This window comes from Mycobacterium sp. NGS68, from assembly GCF_059812195.1.
In genome coordinates this window covers 12,237-29,951 of sequence record NZ_JCALCE010000039.1, presented here as the reverse complement: position 1 = coordinate 29,951, position 17,715 = coordinate 12,237, and the positions used below count along the sequence as shown (strand labels likewise).

General features: G+C 70.2%; 18 protein-coding genes and 2 pseudogenes. 5 read left to right on the top strand and 15 right to left on the bottom strand.

The features are described from left to right. Nucleotides 1–215: 215 nt before the first annotated feature. Nucleotides 216–944: a winged helix-turn-helix domain-containing protein gene (locus AC5Y5V_RS27195; protein WP_499941371.1), complete on the top strand. Its 729-nt coding sequence runs from the start codon at nucleotides 216–218 to the stop codon at nucleotides 942–944. A gap of 12 nt (nucleotides 945–956) precedes the next feature. Here the strand turns inward: AC5Y5V_RS27195 and AC5Y5V_RS27190 are convergent, their stop codons facing one another. Together AC5Y5V_RS27190 and AC5Y5V_RS27185 are read right to left on the bottom strand one after the other, a co-directional pair. After that, nucleotides 957–1,904: a lysophospholipid acyltransferase family protein gene (locus AC5Y5V_RS27190; protein ID WP_499941369.1), complete on the bottom strand. Its 948-nt coding sequence runs from the start codon at nucleotides 1,902–1,904 to the stop codon at nucleotides 957–959. 108 nt (nucleotides 1,905–2,012) lie between these two features. Beyond that, nucleotides 2,013–2,600, bottom strand: a complete 588-nt coding sequence (locus tag AC5Y5V_RS27185; RefSeq protein WP_499941367.1) for an MPT63 family protein — start codon at nucleotides 2,598–2,600, stop codon at nucleotides 2,013–2,015. A gap of 378 nt (nucleotides 2,601–2,978) precedes the next feature. Between AC5Y5V_RS27185 and AC5Y5V_RS27180 the strand changes: the two genes are divergently transcribed. Continuing rightward, a complete protein-coding gene (locus tag AC5Y5V_RS27180; RefSeq protein ID WP_499941365.1) occupies nucleotides 2,979–3,398 on the top strand; it encodes a MarR family winged helix-turn-helix transcriptional regulator in 420 nt (139 codons plus the stop codon). Nucleotides 3,399–3,405: 7 nt separating this feature from the next. On the opposite strand, the gene AC5Y5V_RS27175 is transcribed toward AC5Y5V_RS27180, so the two are convergent. From AC5Y5V_RS27175 to rpsB, 3 genes are read right to left on the bottom strand one after another with little or no spacing between them, the layout of a single operon-like run. After that, entirely contained in the window at nucleotides 3,406–4,821 is a 1,416-nt protein-coding gene (locus tag AC5Y5V_RS27175) for an amidase (RefSeq protein WP_499941363.1), read from the bottom strand. A 14-nt stretch (nucleotides 4,822–4,835) separates the two neighbouring features. Beyond that, nucleotides 4,836–5,651, bottom strand: coding sequence for a translation elongation factor Ts (gene tsf / locus AC5Y5V_RS27170; RefSeq protein WP_499941361.1), 816 nt, complete (start codon nucleotides 5,649–5,651; stop codon nucleotides 4,836–4,838). A gap of 13 nt (nucleotides 5,652–5,664) precedes the next feature. Then, nucleotides 5,665–6,504 (bottom strand): 30S ribosomal protein S2, encoded by an 840-nt coding sequence (rpsB, locus tag AC5Y5V_RS27165; protein WP_499941359.1) that lies wholly within the window; start codon nucleotides 6,502–6,504, stop codon nucleotides 5,665–5,667. Between the two features lie 292 nt (nucleotides 6,505–6,796). On the opposite strand from rpsB, the pseudogene AC5Y5V_RS27160 reads away from it, so the two are divergent. Further along, nucleotides 6,797–7,312: pseudogene (locus AC5Y5V_RS27160) on the top strand (M23 family metallopeptidase); the annotation flags it as partial. 11 nt (nucleotides 7,313–7,323) lie between these two features. On the opposite strand, the gene AC5Y5V_RS27155 reads toward AC5Y5V_RS27160, so the two are convergent. Genes AC5Y5V_RS27155 through dprA form a run of 4 tightly spaced genes read right to left on the bottom strand, consistent with a single transcriptional unit; the run spans nucleotide 7,324 to nucleotide 11,489 of the window. Next, entirely contained in the window at nucleotides 7,324–8,220 is an 897-nt protein-coding gene (locus tag AC5Y5V_RS27155; protein ID WP_499941357.1) for a tyrosine recombinase XerC, read from the bottom strand. 33 nt (nucleotides 8,221–8,253) lie between these two features. After that, nucleotides 8,254–9,414, bottom strand: coding sequence for an alpha-hydroxy-acid oxidizing protein (locus tag AC5Y5V_RS27150; protein WP_499941355.1), 1,161 nt, complete (start codon nucleotides 9,412–9,414; stop codon nucleotides 8,254–8,256). Between the two features lie 23 nt (nucleotides 9,415–9,437). After that, entirely contained in the window at nucleotides 9,438–10,295 is an 858-nt protein-coding gene (locus tag AC5Y5V_RS27145; RefSeq protein ID WP_499941353.1) for a siderophore-interacting protein, read from the bottom strand. A gap of 33 nt (nucleotides 10,296–10,328) precedes the next feature. Continuing rightward, on the bottom strand, nucleotides 10,329–11,489 hold the full coding sequence (gene dprA / locus AC5Y5V_RS27140) for a DNA-processing protein DprA (RefSeq protein WP_499941351.1): 1,161 nt from the start codon (nucleotides 11,487–11,489) through the stop codon (nucleotides 10,329–10,331). A gap of 80 nt (nucleotides 11,490–11,569) precedes the next feature. Here dprA and AC5Y5V_RS27135 point away from each other — a divergent pair, with 80 nt between their 5' ends. Further along, on the top strand, nucleotides 11,570–11,854 hold the full coding sequence (locus AC5Y5V_RS27135; RefSeq protein ID WP_499941349.1) for a DUF4190 domain-containing protein: 285 nt from the start codon (nucleotides 11,570–11,572) through the stop codon (nucleotides 11,852–11,854). An 8-nt stretch (nucleotides 11,855–11,862) separates the two neighbouring features. Here the strand turns inward: AC5Y5V_RS27135 and AC5Y5V_RS27130 are convergent, their stop codons facing one another. From AC5Y5V_RS27130 to fdhD, 3 genes are all read right to left on the bottom strand, one after another. Next, on the bottom strand, nucleotides 11,863–13,374 hold the full coding sequence (locus tag AC5Y5V_RS27130; protein ID WP_499941346.1) for a YifB family Mg chelatase-like AAA ATPase: 1,512 nt from the start codon (nucleotides 13,372–13,374) through the stop codon (nucleotides 11,863–11,865). Next, nucleotides 13,374–13,751 (bottom strand): YraN family protein, encoded by a 378-nt coding sequence (locus AC5Y5V_RS27125; RefSeq protein WP_499941344.1) that lies wholly within the window; start codon nucleotides 13,749–13,751, stop codon nucleotides 13,374–13,376. The genes AC5Y5V_RS27130 and AC5Y5V_RS27125 overlap by 1 nt, the downstream gene beginning before the upstream one ends. 117 nt (nucleotides 13,752–13,868) lie before the next feature. Further along, nucleotides 13,869–14,693 carry a formate dehydrogenase accessory sulfurtransferase FdhD gene (fdhD, locus tag AC5Y5V_RS27120; RefSeq protein ID WP_499941340.1) on the bottom strand — a complete coding sequence of 275 codons (825 nt, stop codon included), beginning with the start codon at nucleotides 14,691–14,693 and terminating at the stop codon, nucleotides 13,869–13,871. A 214-nt stretch (nucleotides 14,694–14,907) separates the two neighbouring features. Here fdhD and AC5Y5V_RS27115 point away from each other — a divergent pair, with 214 nt between their 5' ends. After that, nucleotides 14,908–15,666 (top strand): GAF and ANTAR domain-containing protein, encoded by a 759-nt coding sequence (locus AC5Y5V_RS27115; RefSeq protein ID WP_499941336.1) that lies wholly within the window; start codon nucleotides 14,908–14,910, stop codon nucleotides 15,664–15,666. Nucleotides 15,667–15,669: 3 nt separating this feature from the next. On the opposite strand, the gene AC5Y5V_RS27110 is transcribed toward AC5Y5V_RS27115, so the two are convergent. The 3 genes and pseudogenes from AC5Y5V_RS27110 to lepB all read right to left on the bottom strand — a co-directional run bounded on the left by AC5Y5V_RS27110 (nucleotide 15,670) and on the right by lepB (nucleotide 17,694). Then, on the bottom strand, nucleotides 15,670–15,975 hold the full coding sequence (locus AC5Y5V_RS27110) for a DUF2469 domain-containing protein (protein ID WP_149652405.1): 306 nt from the start codon (nucleotides 15,973–15,975) through the stop codon (nucleotides 15,670–15,672). 15 nt (nucleotides 15,976–15,990) lie between these two features. After that, nucleotides 15,991–16,777, bottom strand: a pseudogene (locus tag AC5Y5V_RS27105) (ribonuclease HII). A gap of 2 nt (nucleotides 16,778–16,779) precedes the next feature. Continuing rightward, on the bottom strand, nucleotides 16,780–17,694 hold the full coding sequence (gene lepB / locus AC5Y5V_RS27100) for a signal peptidase I (protein WP_499941334.1): 915 nt from the start codon (nucleotides 17,692–17,694) through the stop codon (nucleotides 16,780–16,782). Nucleotides 17,695–17,715: the final 21 nt, after the last annotated feature.

The following is a 17,715-nucleotide window of genomic DNA, read 5'->3' as shown; positions in this document are numbered from 1 at the left end:
TTGTTTCAGGATGGATCCGGCCCGGAAAACCGGGCCGGATCCGTCGACTTTCCAGCTCATGGCGCCCATTTCGGGCGGCCACCGCGGTGCGCAACGCGACGGTTGCATATTTCTGCCGCTACCCGGGTAATCACAGCGCTGCGCTGGCAGACATCTCCGCAACGAGGTGGCTACGCACGGGGGCAGCGCACCGCCATGAGGTCTGGAGATGTCTTTTGGATGTTCTACTTCTCACCGACGCGGACGATTTCGAGTCGGCACTGCCCACGCTGAACTCGTTGGCGCAGAGCACGCGACGCGCGCCGCTCAGTGACCAGCTTGACGGAGAACACCGCGGCGCCGATGTGGCTATCGTCGACGCGCGCAACGATCCGGCCGCGGCCCGCCGGGTATGTCGGCGGCTGACGGCCCACGCTCCGGCGGTCGCGGTAGTGGGAGTGGTGGCGCCCGCGGAACTCGTGGCGGTGGACGTGGATTGGCATTTCGACGACGTGCTGCTGCCGGGGGCCGGCGCGGTCGAGTTGCAGGCGCGGTTGCGACTGGCGGTCACCCGTCGCCGCAACGCCTTGGAGGGCACGCTGAAGTTCGGCGAGCTCGTCCTGCATCCCGCCAGCTACACCGCGACGCTGGCCGGCACGGACCTGGGCCTGACACTCACCGAGTTCAAGTTGCTGAATTTCCTTGTGCAGCATGCCGGCCGGGCGTTCACCCGGACGCGGCTCATGCACGAGGTGTGGGGCTATGACTGCAACGGCCGGGTGCGCACCGTCGACGTGCACGTGCGACGGCTGCGGGCCAAACTGGGGGCCGAGCACGAATCCATGGTCGACACCGTCCGCGGCGTGGGCTACATGGCGGTGACACCGCCGCAGCCGGAATGGGTCGTCGGCGAGCGGCTGGTCAGCCGGGCCTGGTCCGCGCCGTCGGATTCCATCGCCCAGTAGCGGCGGATTCCCTCACGCGAACAACGGCAGCGCGCGCTTGCGCGCCAACGCGTCCATCCCCTGCTGGATGCTGTCCTGCACCTCGCGGTACTTGCGGTCGACGTAGTCGTCGTCCTCGGCGCGAGCCGGGTCGTGGTCCACCTCGACGGGGGGCATGAAGCGGGTCCTGATCTTGGCCGGCAGCGGCAGCTGTGGCAGCGCCGCCGGGGCGATACCCCAGGGCAGCGAGATGGCCAGCGGGAACACCTTCAGCCGGGCCACGCGGTCGAGCTGCAGGATTCGCGACAGCCGGTCGCCGCGGATCAGCACCGGCATGGCGTCGGCGCCGCCGACGGTCGCGATCGGCACAATCGGCACCCCCGCCTTGATCGCCATCTTCACGAATCCCTTGCGCCCCGCCAGGTTCGCGCGATCACGCTCGGACCACGGCCGCAGCGAATCCACCTCTCCCCCGGGCCACAGCGCCACGTCGTGCCCCTCCGCCAGCGCCGTGGCGATCGCGTCCGGGGCGGCCGGCAACACGCCCATGGATCGGAAGTAGCGCCCGATCAGCGGGATCGCCATCAGCGCGTCGTGCGCGGTGCCGTGTAACGGGCGGTCCTGGCCGAACCGGCGCCACCACTGCAGGCCCACGGTCCACGCGTCCCAGACGAACGGCGCGCCGGAATGGATGCCCACCAGCAGGGCCGGCGGCGTGGCCACGTTCTCCCAGCCGTCGATCTCCATCCGGAACCAGTAGTCGACCAGCACGTTCCAGAAGAACTTCTGTCGCTGCAGGGTGGTCTCGTCCTGGCCGCTGAGATCCCACTCGCCGGCCCGCCCGGCTACCCAGCCGCTGACTCCGCCGTCCTGCCCGCTGCGGCGCTCGCGCATGGCCGCCCGCGCATCCTCGGCGTGTTCCTGTGCTTGCTGACGTACTTCCGCGGAGCGATGGTCCTCCGCCTGATCGATGTCGGTCATTTCCGTGGGGTACCCAATTGCGACGCATCCGACAGGCCGATAACGCAGACTCCCCGCGCCACCGTCAAGTGGCGCGGGGAGTCCCGTTAGCGACGAACCAGAGACGAACTAGGACTGCATCGTCGGCACGTTGGGGGCCGCGTTAGGGGCCGGGCTCGGGGACATGCCCGGAGGCACGCCCGGTCCGGGAACGCCGTTCGGCGCCTGGCCCGGTACGGCGTTGGGCGCCTGGCCCGGTACGGCGTTGGGCGCCTGGCCGGGTGCGGCGTTGGGGGCCGCGCTGCTCGTCCACACCAGGACATCCTGGACGCCGTCGTTGTAGACGACGTTGGTCGGCGGCGCGCCCGTCACGTCGAAGTAGATCTTGCCGGCGGACTGGCCGCCCTGGTTGATCGGAGCGGGGCTCAACGCATCCGGCGTCGGCGACGTGCTGATCACGCGGTAGGTCGCGTTGTCACCGGTGCGCGCGTTGAAGTTGGACACCACGGGGGTGACGATCCCGCTGGTCGCCCGCACGTTGACGTCGGCCTGCCAGAGCTGACCGCTCGGCGTGTAGCCGGGGATCGTCACGGTCGCCGGCTGCAGGTTGCTGACGGTGTAGGCCGTCACGAGCGGGCCGTCGACCAGCGTCGCGCTGGTGCCCAGCCCCTGAACAATGGGACTTGCCGACGCAGTCGCCGCGGTGAAAGTGGCCACAGCAGCAATCCCAGCCGCTGCAAGCAGCGATCTCATCCCGGTTGAAGTGAACTTCATCGGTAATACCTCTCAGTCGAATCGTTCGAATTCCTTGCACACGGCGATTCCCCCCAAAAGCATGAAGTGATCGCCGCACCCCAAGTCGCATAACCATCGGCTATATTCCTCAAACATCGAGGCTCCTGATCTGCGATAACACGTCCACAATTAGGAAACTCGAACATATTTCGCACCGCTGCAGATTCGCCGTAATTAAACACGTTGCGCCACAACGCCCTCGCGAGTCGGCATTGACCTCAATAGCCAAATCGCGCCTCACACGTCTCAGTTGTACAAACATTCGCGTCAATTCGCCTGATATATGTCAATATGGTTGACATGAGTCAGACCGAGGACGCACCGCTGGGCTATCTGCTCTACCGGGTGGGTGCCGCGCTGCGGCCGGAGGTCTCGTCGGCGCTGCGCCCGCTCGGCCTCACGCTGCCCGAATTCGTTTGCCTGCGCATCCTTTCGATGACTCCCGGTCGGTCCAGCGCCGAGTTGGCCCGGCACGCCAATGTCACCCCGCAGGCGATGAACACGGTGCTGCGCAAGCTGGAAAGCGTTGGCGCAGTGGCACGTCCGGAATCGGTGTCGTCCGGGCGCTCGCTGCCCGCGTCGCTCACCGGCCCGGGCCGCACGCTGCTCAAGCGCGCGGAAGCCGTCGTCTCGCTCGCCGACGCCCGCATCCTGGCAAAGCTGACCGCGGGTCAGCAGCGCGAGTTCAAGCGCATGCTGGGCAAGCTGGGAGCGGACTGACCCGGCGTCAGGCCTGAATCCGCGCCCAGGGGCGGGCTTCCTCGAGTTCGTAGGCCAGTTCGAGCAGCCGCGCCTCGCAGCCGATGTCGGCCGTCAGCATCATGCCGATCGGCAGCCCGTCCGCGGATTGCGCCAACGGTAGCGAAATCGCCGGCTCGCCGGTGACATTCTGCAGCGGCGTGAAGCTGACCCACTCGAGGATGCGGTCCAGCAGTTGCCGGTAGTCGGTGGGCGCGAGGTAGCCGACGCGCGGCGGCGCGTCGGCGAGCGTCGGCGTGAGCAGCGCGTCATAGGTGCCGAAGAACTGAGCGCTGCGCCGTCGCACGCGGCGCAGCCGCGCGATGGCCGCCGGGAGCCGGGCAGCGTTGCGGCCGGTGTGGCCGCGCAGGCCCAGGGTGAAGGCGTCCAGCCGGTCGCGGTCGAAGCTCTTGCCGAAGGCGCGGCGGCCCATCCCCACCTGCGCCAGCGCCAGAAATCCCCAGTAAAGGATGAAGTCGTCGACGAAACTGAGCGGCACCCAGGTGTCGTCGACGTATTCGACGCGATGGCCGAGTTCCTCGAGCAGCCCGGCTGTCTTCAGCGTCAGCTCGCGCGTTTCGGGGGTGCAGTCGCGCTCGGCCACCAGCCGGGTCATCACGGCGATCCGCAGCCGCTGCTTCCCGGGCCGCATGACGTCGCCGACCGACGGCAGCTTGGGGTTGGGCCACAGGCGCTCGGCTTCCCGGTAGAAGGCCGCGGTGTCGCGCACCGATCGGGTGACCACGCCGTTGGCGACGATGCCCACCGGCATCCGGCGATACTGCGGATCCAGCGGCAGTCGGCCCCGCGAAGGCTTGAGCCCCACCAGCCCGTTGCAGGAGGCCGGAATACGGATCGAGCCGCCGCCGTCGTTGGCGTGCGCGATCGGCACCACCCCGGCGGCGACGAACGCGCCCGACCCCGACGACGAGGCGCCGGCGCTGTGGTCGGGGTTCCATGGGTTGCGGACCGGCCCGAGTCGCAGATGTTCCGCGGCCGGGCTGAACCCGAACTCCGACAGCTGCGTCTTGCCCAGGCAGATCGGTCCGGTGGCCAGGAACAGCTGGGTAAACACGCTGTCCGCGCCCGCGTCGTGGGGTGTCCACGCGTCGGTGCCATACCTGGTGGGCAGGCCGGCGACGTCTAGGTTGTCCTTGATGAACGTCGGGACGCCGTGAAAAAACCCGTGAGAAGAGCCGGCTTTGGGGCTGGACGCCTGGGCCCGGGCACGCTCGAACGCCGCGTGCGCCAGGCCGTTGAGGGCGGGGTTGACGGCTTCGGCGCGCGCGATAGCCGCCTCGACCGCGTCGGCCGGGCGGACCCACTCGGCCCGGATGGCGTCGGCGAGGCCGACGGCGTCCAGGTCGCCCAGCGCGTCGTCGCCGAAAGCGTGCACGCGTGGCATGCCGGCGAACCCGCTCAGGCCTGGCCCACCTCGAACCGGACGAACCGGGTCACGGTCACGCCGGCCTCGTCGAGCAGCGCCTTCACGGTCTTCTTGTTGTCGGACACCGACGGCTGCTCGAGCAGCACGGTGTCCTTGAAGAAGCCGTTGACGCGGCCCTCGACGATCTTGGGCAGCGCCTGCTCCGGCTTGCCCTCGGCCTTGGCGGTCTCCTCGGCGATGCGGCGCTCGCTGGCCACGACGTCCTCGGGCACGTCATCGCGGGACAGATAGCGCGCCTTGAGCGCGGCGATCTGCAGGGCGACGGCGTGGGCGGCGTCTGCGCCGTCGCCTTCGTACTCGACCAGTACCCCGACCGCGGGCGGCAGGTCGGCCGACCGCTTGTGCAGGTAGGTCTCGACGGTGCCGTCGAACGCCGCTACGCGGCGCAGTTCCAGCTTTTCGCCGATCTTGGCCGACAGGGCCGCGATGGCCTCCTCGACCGTCTTGTCCCCCGCTTTGGCCGACTTGAGCGAGTCGACGTCGGCGGCCTTCGATTGCGCTGCCGCGGAGACGATTTCGTTGGCCAGCTGCTGGAACTCCGCGTTCTTGGCGACGAAGTCCGTCTCGCAGTTCAGCTCGATGAGCACGCCGTCCTTCGCGGCGACCAGACCCTCCGCCGTCGCGCGCTCAGCGCGCTTGCCGACGTCCTTGGCGCCCTTGATGCGCAGCGCCTCGACGGCCTTGTCGAAGTCACCGTCGGTCTCCACCAACGCGTTCTTGCAGTCGAGCATGCCGGCACCGGTCAGCTCCCGAAGTCGTTTGACGTCGGCAGCGGTGTAGTTCGCCAATGCTCAGCCTTTCCTAGGTTGCATCTGTGGTCGGTTCGGGTGTGGCGGCGGCCGCGGCAGCCTCCGCCGGGGCGCCCGTGGTGGCCGAAGCCAGCAGCTCCTGCTCCCATTCGGCCAGCGGCTCGGCGGCGTCAGCCTCAGGCTTGCCGTCGCCGCGGCCCGCTCCCGCGCGGGCCTGCAGGCCTTCGGCGACCGCCTTGGCGATCACCGTGGTCAGCAGCTCGGCCGAGCGAATCGCGTCGTCGTTGCCCGGGATCGGGTAGTCGACCTCGTCCGGGTCGCAGTTGGTGTCCAGGATCGCGATGACCGGGATACCCAGCTTGCGGGCCTCGCCGACGGCGATGTGCTCCTTGTTGGTGTCGACGACCCAGACCGCCGAGGGCACCTTGGCCATGTCCCTGATCCCGCCTAGGGACCGCTCCAATTTGTTCTTCTCGCGGGTCAGCATCAGGATTTCCTTCTTGGTGCGACCCTCGAAGCCACCGGTCTGCTCCATCGCCTCGAGTTCCTTGAGGCGCTGCAGCCGCTTGTGCACGGTGGAGAAGTTGGTCAGCATCCCGCCCAGCCAGCGCTGGTTCACGTACGGCATGCCGACGCGCGTCGCCTCCCGGGCGACCGAGTCCTGCGCCTGCTTCTTGGTGCCGACGAACAGCACCGTTCCACCGTGGGCGACGGTTTCCTTGACGAACTCGTACGCCTGGTCGATGAAGGTGAGGGTCTGCTGCAGATCGATGATGTAGATGCCGTTGCGGTCGGTGAAGATGAACCGCTTCATCTTGGGGTTCCAGCGCCGGGTCTGATGCCCGAAATGAGCGCCGCTGTCGAGCAACTGCTTCATGGTTACTACGGCCATGCGTGTGCCTTACATGTGTCGGCGGCGGTGACCGCAAGCGCGGCCCGGTTAGTTGGGGCCGGGCGCAGCGGGTCACCACCATTCGGTTGTCGCCCGGCTTCGGGTGAAGCCGGGCCCTGGTGTCTGCTGCGATGCCGAACCCAGCCGGAAAACCCGGGTGGGACCGCCTGGCATGCGATGCGAACTCCTAGTGGAACGGGAGACGCGGTACAGACACGCGAAGTCAGCCCGCTTGCACGAGCTGCGTCGAGTAGTTTACACACCTTTGCTGCACAGCATCCGCGGGCGGTGACTGGCCCGGTCGTCACCGACGCGCTGCACTGACCGGGTGCGATGGGTGGCGGTGGTGCTGTCGTCGATTCTGGTCGCTGCCCCGGCGGGTGCGGACGGGGTACGGCTCGAGTGGCCGCTGCGACCGCCTCCGGGCGTCGCGCGGGGCTTCGACGCGCCGTCGCCGGACTGGAATCGCGGCCACCGCGGCGTGGATCTGGCCGGCCGGCCGGGTCAGGCCGTGTACGCGGCGGGCGCGGCGGTGGTGGTGTTCGCGGGCCCGCTGGCCGGGCGGCCCGTGGTGTCGCTGGCGCATCCGGGCGGCCTGCACACCAGCTACGAGCCGATCCGGGCGGCAGTGCGGGTGGGTCAGCGGGTGACGGCGGGCACGGTGATCGGCGACCTGGTCGCCGGGCATCCGGGGTGCCGGGCCGCGGCGTGTCTGCACTGGGGCGCGATGTGGGGCCCGGCGGCCGGGGCGGACTATGTCGATCCGCTGGGCCTCTTGAGGTCGACGCCGATCCGGCTCAAGCCGCTGTTGCCGCGGGCTTAGGCGCGCGGGTGGGCCTGGTCGTGCACCGCCCGCAGCCGCGACACCGCGACGTGGGTGTACAGCTGCGTGGTGGCCAGGCTCGAATGGCCGAGCAACTCCTGGACGACGCGCAGGTCGGCGCCGCCCTCGAGCAGATGCGTTGCGGCGCTGTGCCGCAGCCCGTGCGGCCCGATGTCGGGCGCGCCGTCGACGGCGGCGACTGTCTGGTGCACGACCGTGCGCGCCTGGCGCACGTCGAGCCGCTTCCCCCGGCTGCCCAGCAGCAGCGCGGGCCCGGACTCCGCGGTGGCTAGCACGGGACGCCCGTCGGCCAGCCATGCCCGCAGCGCCTCCGCGGCCGGCCCGCCGAAGGGCACCGTGCGCTGCTTGTTGCCCTTGCCGAGCACCCGCACCAGCCGGTGCCCGGTGTCGATGTCGTCGACGTCCAGGCCGCACAGTTCGCTCACGCGGATCCCGGTGGCATACAACAGCTCGACGATCAGCCGGTCCCGCAGCGCCAGCGGATCGCCCTGCTCGGCACCGGATTTCGCCGCCGTCATGGCCGCGACGGCCTGGTCCTGGCGCAGCACCGACGGCAGCGTGCGGTGCGCCTTGGGCACCTGCAGCCGGGCGGCCGGGTCGGCCGCCAGCAGCCCGCGCCGGGTGGCCCAGGCGGTGAACGCCTTGATCGACGACGTGCGCCGCGCCAGCGTGGTGCGGGCGGCGCCGGCGCCGGCCGCCGCGGACAGCCACGACCGCAGCACCGGCAGGCTCAGCGCGGCCAGCGAAGATCCGCGCGCGTCCAGGAAGGCCAGCAGCGAGCGCACGTCACTCAGGTAGGCGCGGCGCGTGTGCGCCGAGCGGCCGCACTGCAGGTCCAGGTACTCGCCGAACTCGTCGAGGATCTCCTGCACGCCCCTACCGTGACAGGCCCGGCGACCCGGGCCTCAGTCGACGCGCCGCAGCGTGTCCGGGGTGAGATCTTTGAGTGTCGGATAGCCGTCGACGGCCATGATCAGGTCAGCCTCGGCGAGCAGCATCCGCAGCACGTGCACGACGCCGTCGACCCCGCCGAGCGCGAGGCCGTACGCATACGGTCGGCCGACACCGACGGCCGTCGCCCCCATCGCCAGCGCCTTGACGATGTCGGCGCCGTTGCGGATGCCTGAGTCGAACAGCACCGGCAGCCCGTCGGCCGCCTCGACGACACCCGGCAGGCAGTCCAGCGCGGGCAGGCCGCCGTTGGCCTGCCGGCCGCCGTGGGTGGAGCAGTAGAGGCCGTCGACGCCGCCGTCCTTGGCGCGCCGGGCGTCGTCGGGATGGCAGATGCCCTTGACGATCAGCGGCAGGTCGGTGAGCGACCGCAGCCAGGGCAGATCAGCCCAGGTCAGCGGATTTCCGAAAAGCTGAGCCCAGCGCAGGGTCGCGCCCTGTGGGTCCTCCTGCGGCGGCCGCGCCAGGCCGGCCAGGAACACCGGGTCGCTGGTGTAGTTGCTCAGACACAGCCCGCGCAGCTGGGGGAAGTTCGCGGTACTCAGGTCGCGCGGACGCCAGCCGGGGATCCAGGTGTCCAGGGTGACGATGATGCCTTTGTAGCCCGCCGCTTCGGCGCGCTGCACCAGGCTGGCGGCCAGGTCGCGATCCTTCGGCGTATAGAGCTGAAAGAACCCCGGGGTGTCGCCGAACTCGGCGGCCACGTCTTCCAGCGGGTCCTCGGTGAGCGTCGAGACCACCATCGGCACCCCGGTGGCCGCGGCCGCCCGCGCGGTGGCCAGGTCACCGTGGCCGTCCTGGGCGCACAGCCCGATCACCCCGATCGGCGCCATGAACACCGGCGACGGCAGGGTCAGGCCGAAGACCTGGACCGACAGATCGCGCTCGGCGGCACCCACGAACATCCGCGGCATCAGGCCCCAGCGGTCGAACGCCTCCCGGTTGGCCCGCTGGGTGCGCTCGTCGCCGGCTCCCCCGACGACGTAGGACCACACCGACGGCGGCAGCGCCATTTCGGCTCTGGCCTCCAGCTCGGCGAACGCCATCGGCAGCGACGGCACGGTCCCCGACAGACCCCGGAAGTAGATCTCGTACTGGTAATCGCCGAATGCCATGGGATGAGAATGCCAGGCCCGACTCAGCCCCCGGCCTCGGCCTCGGCCAGCTCTTTCTTCCATTGCCGGAACGACTCTTCGGTGCGCCCGCGCCGCCAGTACCCCGAGATCGACGACGCCCATTTCGCGTCCACTTCGCGCTTGTTGCGGATGTAGGGCCGCAGGTTGTGCATGACGGCCTGGGCCTCGCCGTGGATGAAGACATGCACCTGGCCGGGCAGCCACGGGGCGGTGGTGACCGCCTCGATCAGCGGCGCGTTGTCGCCGGCGCGGTCTTCGGGGACGAGGTCGGCCCGGCCGCCGCGGTAGATCCAGCTCACGTCGACGGCCTCGGGTGCTGTCAGCGGTATCTCGTCATCGGGGCCGGCGACCTCGATGAACGCCTTGCCAACCGCTTCCGGCGGCAGCGCTTCCAGCGCGGCGGCGATGGCGGGCAGGGCGGATTCGTCGCCGGCCAGCAAGTGCCAGTCGGCGGCCGGGTCGGGGGTGTAGGCGCCGCCGGGCCCCATCAGATAGATCCGCTGGCCCGGTTCCGCCGCGACCGCCCACGGCCCGGCTATCCCGTGTTCGCCGTGCACCGTGATGTCGATCGTGATCTCGCGGGCCGCCTCGTCGACGCGGCGGACGGTCATGGTCCGCACCAACGGCCGCTTCTCGGGAGGCAGGCCGGCGAAGCTGTCCAGGGTCAACGGCTGGGGCAGCGCGGCCATGTCGTTGTCGTCCAAGTCGTCGTCGACGAAGACCAGCTTGACGTAGGAGTCGGTGAACTTGCTCGGCACAAACGTGTCGAACTCCTCGCTGCCCAGCACCACGCGAACCACGTGCGGCGTCAGCTGTTCGGTACCGACGACTTTGAACCTCTGCAGAGGTCGACCCGCCAACTTGTCCTCCTGTCCTGACCCGGCCCCCGTCGACTATACGAGCCGCGGCGTGGTGCCGGCCTGACCAGCGGCGGCGCGGACGATGCGCCACCGGCCCTCGCGCCGCTCGACCAGCCCGGACAGCTCGAGGATCGCCAGCGGCCCCAGTACCTGCTCGGGCACCACGCCGGCCGCGACCGCAACCTCGTCCGCCGTGGCCCCGCCGCGACCCGGCAACGCCTCGTAGACCCGGCGCTCGGTCTCGCTGAGTGCGTCCAACGGGGTGCTGGGCCGGGCCTCGTCGGGCGCCAGCTCACCGATTCGGCCGACGAACTCGACGATGTCGTCGGCGCGGGTGACCAGCTCCGCGCCGTCGCGCAGCAGCGCGTGACAACCCGCCGATACCGAGGACGTCACGGGCCCGGGCACCGCGGCCACCACCCGGCCCAGCGCCCGCGCCCAGGCGGCCGTGCTGGCCGCGCCGCTGCGCAGCCCCGCCTCGACCACCACCGCCGCGCCGGAGACGGCGGCCACCAACCGGTTGCGGGTGAGGAAACGATGCCGGGCGGGCCGGATCCCGGGCGGATATTCGGTGAACACCAGCCCGTGCTGGCCGATGCGATGCAGCAGCGCCGAATGCCCGGCCGGGTAGGGCACATCGATCCCGCCGGCGAGCACGGCGACGGTGACCCCGTCGGCGGCCAGCGCCGCGCGGTGAGCCGCGCCGTCGATGCCGTAGGCGCCGCCGGACACCACCGCGACGTCGCGCTCGGCCAGCCCGGTCGCCAGGTCGGCCGCGACGGTTTCGCCGTAGGCCGTCGACGCGCGGGTGCCGACGACGGCGGCGGCGCGCTGGGCGACCTCGTCCAGGCGGGCCGGGCCCAGCGCCCACAACAGCAGCGGGGGCGAACCGCCGGGCCTGGACCGGGCGCCGTCGAACGCGGTAAACGCGAGCACCGGCCATTCGTCGTCGCCGGGCGTGATCAGCCTGCCGCCGCGGCGGGCCAGCAGCTCGAGATCCTCAGCGGCTCGGTCGATTTCGCGCCTGGGTTCGGTGCGGCGGGCCAGGTCGTCGTCGACGAGGCCACGCCGCACCCGCTCGGCGGCCTCCACCGGCCCGGCGCGACACACCAGGTCGGCGAGTTCCGGGCACGGCGGTTCGGCAACCCGCGAGAGGTAGGCCCATGCCCGCGGGACGGGATCCGGTGCGGTCATCGCGGCGCCCCCAAGAATTCGCCAAGGATCCGCGCAGGACCGTTGGCGAACGTGGCCGGTGAAGAAAGGAGCGTGCAGGCATGCACACCGACCACGCGGTCACGGGCCGCCCGACGAACATGTGGGCGATCTCGGCCTTCATCCTCAGCCTGTTCGCCTGGCAGGGCGTCGTCACCGCCTGCCTCGGCGTCGCGCTCGCACACGGCGCCCTGGCTCAGATCCGGCTGCGCGCAGAGGGCGGCCGCCACCTGGCGGAATTCGCCCGCGCCTCTTCCGCAGTGGTGCTGATCGTGATGATGTTCTGCGGCGACGACTATCACGCGTGGCTCGGCTACGCGAGCCACTATCCGCTCTGGCCGCGGTAGGCCGGCGCTCATCGCTGGGCTCCCGGTTGCCGGAAGCTCAGGGCGGTGGACACCTCGTCGAGGCCGGGCGAGGTGCGGCCGCCCAGATCGGCCAGGCTCCACGCGACCCGCAGCGTGCGGTCCAGGCCGCGAATGCTGATCAGCCCGCGGTCCAGCGCCATGCGCAACGGATGCATCGCGGCGGTGCCGAGCCGGAACTTGCGGCGCAACAGCGGCCCGCTGACTTCGGCGTTGGTGCGAAACCCGTACGGCCGCCAGCGCGCCGACGCCGCATCCCTCGCTCGCGCCACCCGGTCACGAACCCGCGCCGTCGGCTCGCCGTCCGACGACGTCAACGCCCCGGTGCGAACCGGATTCATCTGCACCCGCAGGTCCACCCGATCCAGCAGGGACCCGGACAGTTTGCCCAGGTAGCGCCGCTTGACCACCGCGGCGCAGATGCAGTCCCGCGGATCCGCCGGCGCGCACGGACACGGGTTGGCCGCCAGCACCAGCTGGAACCGGGCCGGGTAGCAGGCGACGCCGTCGCGGCGGGCCAGCCGGATCTCCCCGTCCTCCAACGGCGTTCGCAACGCCTCCAGGGCGCTGACGCTGATCTCCGCACACTCGTCGAGGAACAACACCCCGCGATGAGCCCGGCTGACCGCACCCGGCCGGGCCAACCCCGAACCCCCGCCGACCAGCGCCGCGACACTGGAGCTGTGGTGCGGCGCCACGAACGGCGGCCTGGTGATCAGCGGCGTGTCACCGGACAGCAGCCCGGCGACCGAGTGAATCGCGGTGACCTCCAGCGCCTCACCTTCCGACAGCGGCGGCAGGATCCCCGGAAGCCGTTGCGCCAGCATCGTCTTACCCACCCCCGGCGGCCCCGTCAACATCAGGTGGTGGGCACCAGCCGCGGCCAGCTCGACCGCGAACCGCGCCTGTGACTGGCCCACCACGTCGACCAGATCCGCCGACGGATCCATCGGCGTAGCCGCCGGGGTGACCCGCTCTTCCAGCTGGGCGGACCCGGCCAGCCAGCTCTTCAGCTGCGCCAGCGTGCGGACACCCAGGACCTCGATGCCGTCGACCAGGCTGGCCTCCGACAGGTTGTCCGCCGGCACGACGACGGTCTGCCAGCCGTCGCGCTTGGCGGCCAGCACCGCGGGCAGCACGCCGCGCACCGACCGGACCCGCCCGTCCAGCGACAGCTCGCCGAGCAGCACCGTCTTCTCCAGCCGGTGCCAGGCCTTGTTCAGCTGCGCCGACAGCACGGCTGAAGCCAGCGCGATGTCGTAGACGGAGCCCATCTTCGGCAGCGTCGCCGGCGACAGCGCGAGGGTGAGCCGGGCCTGCGGCCAGTCGTTGCCGCAGTTGGTGACCGCCGCGCGCACCCGGTCGCGGGACTCCTGCAATGCGGCGTCCGGCAGTCCCACCAGGTGCACCCCCGGCAATCCCGAGGTGATGTGGGCCTCGATCTCCACGATCTGCCCGTCCAGCGCGCGCACCGCCACCGAGTATGCCCGCCCGAGCGCCATCAGCCGACGCCCTGCAGGTGCGCGATCTCCGGCGTGCGCCGACGCCCGATCCGCACGCCGATCACGTCGATGCGGACCGCCGCCCAGCCGCCGTCCTGACCGGCCAGCCACAACCCGGCCAGGCGGCGCAGCCGTCCGACCTTGCGCGGCGTCACCGCGTACGCCAGGCCGCCGTACCCGTCCCCGGTACGCGTCTTGACCTCGACGAACACCACGGTGCCCGTCGCCGGGTCCGACGCGATCACGTCGAGCTCGCCATAGCGGCAGCGCCAGTTGCGGGCCAGGATCCGCAGGCCCATCTTGGTCAGGTGGTCCACCGCGAGCGCCTCACCCATCGCGCCCAGCTGGATCCGGGTCAGTGTCTTTGTGGTCGTCATACCGGCCAACCTGCACGACGGCGCCGACATCGCGTCCCGCCCACCGCGCCGCGACCCGGCGGAATCGGCCGGTTATCCCCAGTCGGCGATTTGTCCACAGGCGCTACGGAACAGGCGCTACGGGACGATGCGGTCCGCCCGGGTGTAGACGTTCATCGAGTCCTCGCGCAGGAACGCCACCAACGTGATCCCGAACTCTTCGGCCAGCGACACCGCCAGCGACGACGGCGCCGACACCGCGGCCAGCACGGGAATCCCGGCGAGCAGGGCCTTCTGCGTCAGCTCGAACGATGCCCGCCCGCTGACCAGCAGCACCGTCGCGGCCAGCGGCACCCGGTCGTGTTCCAGCGCCCAGCCGATGACCTTGTCGACGGCGTTGTGCCGCCCGATGTCCTCCCGCACCACATGCATGGCGCCGTCCACCCCGAACAGGGCCGCCGCGTGCAGGCCGCCGGTGCTGGCGAACACCTTCTGGGCGCCGCGAAGCTGGTCCGGCATCGCTTCGAGCGTGGCGGCGGCGAAAGTGGCCGGATCGTCGTCGGGTGCGAATCGGCTGATCCGCCGCACTGCATCCAGCGACGCCCTGCCGCAGATGCCGCACGACGAGGTGGTGTAGAAGTTGCGGGTGACGTCGAGATCGGGCGGCGCGACGCCGGGCGCCAGGGTCACGTCGAGGACGTTGTAGGTGTTCACGCCGTCACCATCCCGCCCGCCGCAGTAGCGGATGGACTGCACGTCTTCGCGCCCCGCGGTGACCCCTTCGGTCAGCAGAAAACCTTGCGCCAGCTCGATATCTGAACCGGGCGTGCGCATCGTCACGGTGACCGGGGCGCCGTTGACGCGGATCTCCAGCGGTTCCTCGACGGCCAGCGTTTCCGGCCGGGTGACCGCTTGCCCCGCGCTCAGATGCCGCACCTGCCGACGCGCCGTGACATGCCCCACCGCTCAAGCCTATTTCCGGCCGCGAGTCGCTGAGCGTTCGAGCCGGAAAGTCGCGTCGTACATTGGTTACCGACCGGGCGCCGGACAGAACCGCTACGGTGGGATGCGCCCCCGCCCAAACCGCCCCTGGCCGGTGGCGGACACTTCAGCAACTGGGGTCAGCGGGGAAAGCGGCCTACCTGGGCAGTGAGACGAGCGACCGAAGGGAGGGACAGTGGACGAGGCGAACGCGGGTTCCGGTGAGCCGTCACCCACCCAGGTGGCAGTCGAGCCCGCGAAAGTGTTTGCCGCGCTCGCCGAGATCATCTACCAGGGCACCGACTCCTCCGAGGTGTACGCCGCCATCTGCGTGGCCGCAACGCTGGTCGTCGCCGGCTGCGACCACGCCAGCCTGCTGGTCCGCCGTGACGGCCGCTACGTCACCGTCGGCGCCAGCGACCGCATCGCGCAGCGCATCGACGACATGGAACGCAGTGCCGGCGACGGCCCGTGCGTCGACGCCATCGAGGACGAGACCCCCCAGATCGACACTGACCTGACCACCCCGTCGTTGTGGCCGAAGCTGGCCGCGCGGGTGGTCGCCGAGACGCCGGTCCGCGGGGCGATGGGCTTCCGGCTGCTGGTGGATCGCCAGATCACCGGCGCACTCAACCTGTTCAGCGACACCCCGAAGGCGTTTGATGCGGAATCCGCCGGTCAGGCCATCGTGCTGGCGTCGTTCGCCAGCGTGGCCATCAACGCGATCGGTCAGGGCGAGGACGCGGCCACCCTGCGCAAGGGACTGCTCAGCAACCGGGAGATCGGCAAGGCCGTCGGCATGCTGATGCTGCTCAACGGCATAACGGAAGAAGACGCCTTCAACGTGCTGCGGCGCTACTCGCAGGACCTGAACATCAAGCTCGCCGACGTGGCGCGCTCGGTCATCGCCAATCGCGGGCGGCTGAACCCCGGAGCCGACGAGCAGGCCCCCTGAGGCTCACTCCGGCAGCCGCAGCTCCGGCTTCTCGACCTCTTCGATGTTGACGTCCTTGAAGGTCACCACCCGCACCTGCTTGACGAACCGGGCGGGGCGGTACATGTCCCACACCCACGCGTCGGCGAGGCGCAGCTCGAAGTACACCTCGCCGTCGGCGTTGCGCGGCAGCATCTCCACGCTGTTGGCCAGGTAGAAGCGCCGCTCGGTCTCCACGACGTAGCTGAACTGACCGACGATGTCCTTGTATTCGCGGTACAGCGAGAGCTCCATCTCGGTTTCGTACTTTTCGAGATCCTCTGCGCTCATCGACCACTCATCTGTTCAGACGTCCTTCTCCCCGACAGGTTGGGCAGGCTGCAAACCCGGATGCCATCTTTCCTCACCGCTGTTCGCCGTGCTCGACGGGAGGGTCCGCTCGGCACTGCGCGACCAGCTTCTCCCCCCGGCCGTTCGAACGCGTCGCCACCCGCCGCACGTTGATGAACGAGTAGCGGTGCTCGGGGCACGGGCCGAGCAGGGACAACGCCCGGCTGTGCGCGGGCGTGCTGTATCCCTTGTGCTCGGCGAAGCCGTAGCCCGGGTGCTCGGCGTCCATCGCCACCATCAGCCGGTCCCGGCTGACCTTGGCCAGCACGCTGGCGGCGGCGATGCAGGCGGCGGCCGCGTCTCCGGAGACGACGGGCAACGACGGCACCGACAGCCCCGGCACCCGAAAGCCGTCGCTGAGCACGTAGCCGGGCCGCACCGGTAGGCCGGCCACGGCGCGTCGCATGCCCTCGATGTTCGCGATGTGCACGCCGCGGCGATCCACCTCGACCGACGGGATGAACACCACGTGGTAAGCCAGCGCGTAGCGGCGGATCAGCGGGAACAGCCGCTCCCGCTCCTTCTCGGCAAGCTTCTTCGAATCATCAAGCGCGGCAAGGCTTTCCAGACGTCCGGGTGGAAGCACGCACGCGGCCACCACCAGCGGCCCGGCGCAGGCGCCGCGACCCACCTCGTCAACCCCGGCGACCGGGCCCAGGCCGTTGCGGTGCAGCGCGGATTCCAGGGTGCGCAAGCCGCCGGCCTTGCGGATCACCGTGCGCGGCGGCCACGTCGTCGTCATGGCTACTGCCCCTGCTGGGGGTTCACCGAACCCACACCACCCCATCGTGACGGCGGCCAGACGATGAACCTGGTCTTGCCAATGACGTTGCTCACCGGAACGGTGCCTTCCATCGGGTCGCCGGTGCAGATCACGCCGCGGTCCCGCTCGGGCGGGGCGCTGAAGCAGTGGGCGCGGGAGTCCGCGGAATGGGTGCGGTTGTCGCCCATCACCCACAGCCGCCCCTCCGGCACCTTCACCGGACCGAATTGGACGTTGGTGCCCCCGATGCCCGGGCAGGGCGGCAGCGGCAGGTGCGCGGGGTTGATGGTGGCCGGGTCCACATACGGCTCGACGAGCCGCTTGCCGTCGACCGTCAAACCCGTCTCGTTGCGGCACTGCACGGTCTGTCCGCCGACCGCGATGACGCGCTTGACCAGGTCGTTCTCGTCGGGAGGGACGAAACCAACGAACGACAGGGCGTTCTGCAGGTACCGCACCGCGGTGTTCTCCGACCGGATCGAGTGGTAGTTCACGTTCCACGACGGCGGGCCCTTGAACACGACGACGTCACCCGGGCGCGGCGAACCGAACCGGTAGGTGAGCTTGTCGACCATGATCCGGTCGCCGACGCAGCCCGGGCAGCCGTGCAGCGTGGGTTCCATGGACTCCGACGGAATCAGGTACGGCCGCGCCACGAACGTCAACACGACGTAGTAGAGCGTCAGCGCGATCACCGCGAGGATCGCGAATTCCCGCAGCGCCGACGGCTTGCGCTCGTCCTCGTCGTCGTCGTCGATGTCGTCCTCGGTGTCGCTAACGGGGTCGCTATCGGCTTCGTTAGCGAGGTCGGCCGAGTCGACGGGGGCAGCCTCCGGCTCCGAGGGCGGATCAGCGTCGGGTTGATGCTCGGCTGACGAGTCCGTGGTTTCCGTCACGAGATCAGGGTAGCCAGCACA

Bases quoted from the DNA above. Each gene is read 5' to 3' on its own strand.
- AC5Y5V_RS27190 (WP_499941369.1), bottom strand. From the start codon at position 1,904: ATGACCGACATCGATCAGGCGGAGGACCATCGCTCCGCGGAAGTACGT.
- AC5Y5V_RS27180 (WP_499941365.1), top strand. From the start codon at position 2,979: ATGAGTCAGACCGAGGACGCACCGCTGGGCTATCTGCTCTACCGGGTG.
- AC5Y5V_RS27175 (WP_499941363.1), bottom strand. From the start codon at position 4,821: ATGCCACGCGTGCACGCTTTCGGCGACGACGCGCTGGGCGACCTGGAC.
- rpsB (WP_499941359.1), bottom strand. From the start codon at position 6,504: ATGGCCGTAGTAACCATGAAGCAGTTGCTCGACAGCGGCGCTCATTTC.
- AC5Y5V_RS27150 (WP_499941355.1), bottom strand. From the start codon at position 9,414: ATGGCATTCGGCGATTACCAGTACGAGATCTACTTCCGGGGTCTGTCG.
- dprA (WP_499941351.1), bottom strand. From the start codon at position 11,489: ATGACCGCACCGGATCCCGTCCCGCGGGCATGGGCCTACCTCTCGCGG.
- AC5Y5V_RS27135 (WP_499941349.1), top strand. From the start codon at position 11,570: ATGCACACCGACCACGCGGTCACGGGCCGCCCGACGAACATGTGGGCG.
- AC5Y5V_RS27130 (WP_499941346.1), bottom strand. From the start codon at position 13,374: ATGGCGCTCGGGCGGGCATACTCGGTGGCGGTGCGCGCGCTGGACGGG.
- AC5Y5V_RS27125 (WP_499941344.1), bottom strand. From the start codon at position 13,751: ATGACGACCACAAAGACACTGACCCGGATCCAGCTGGGCGCGATGGGT.
- AC5Y5V_RS27110 (WP_149652405.1), bottom strand. From the start codon at position 15,975: ATGAGCGCAGAGGATCTCGAAAAGTACGAAACCGAGATGGAGCTCTCG.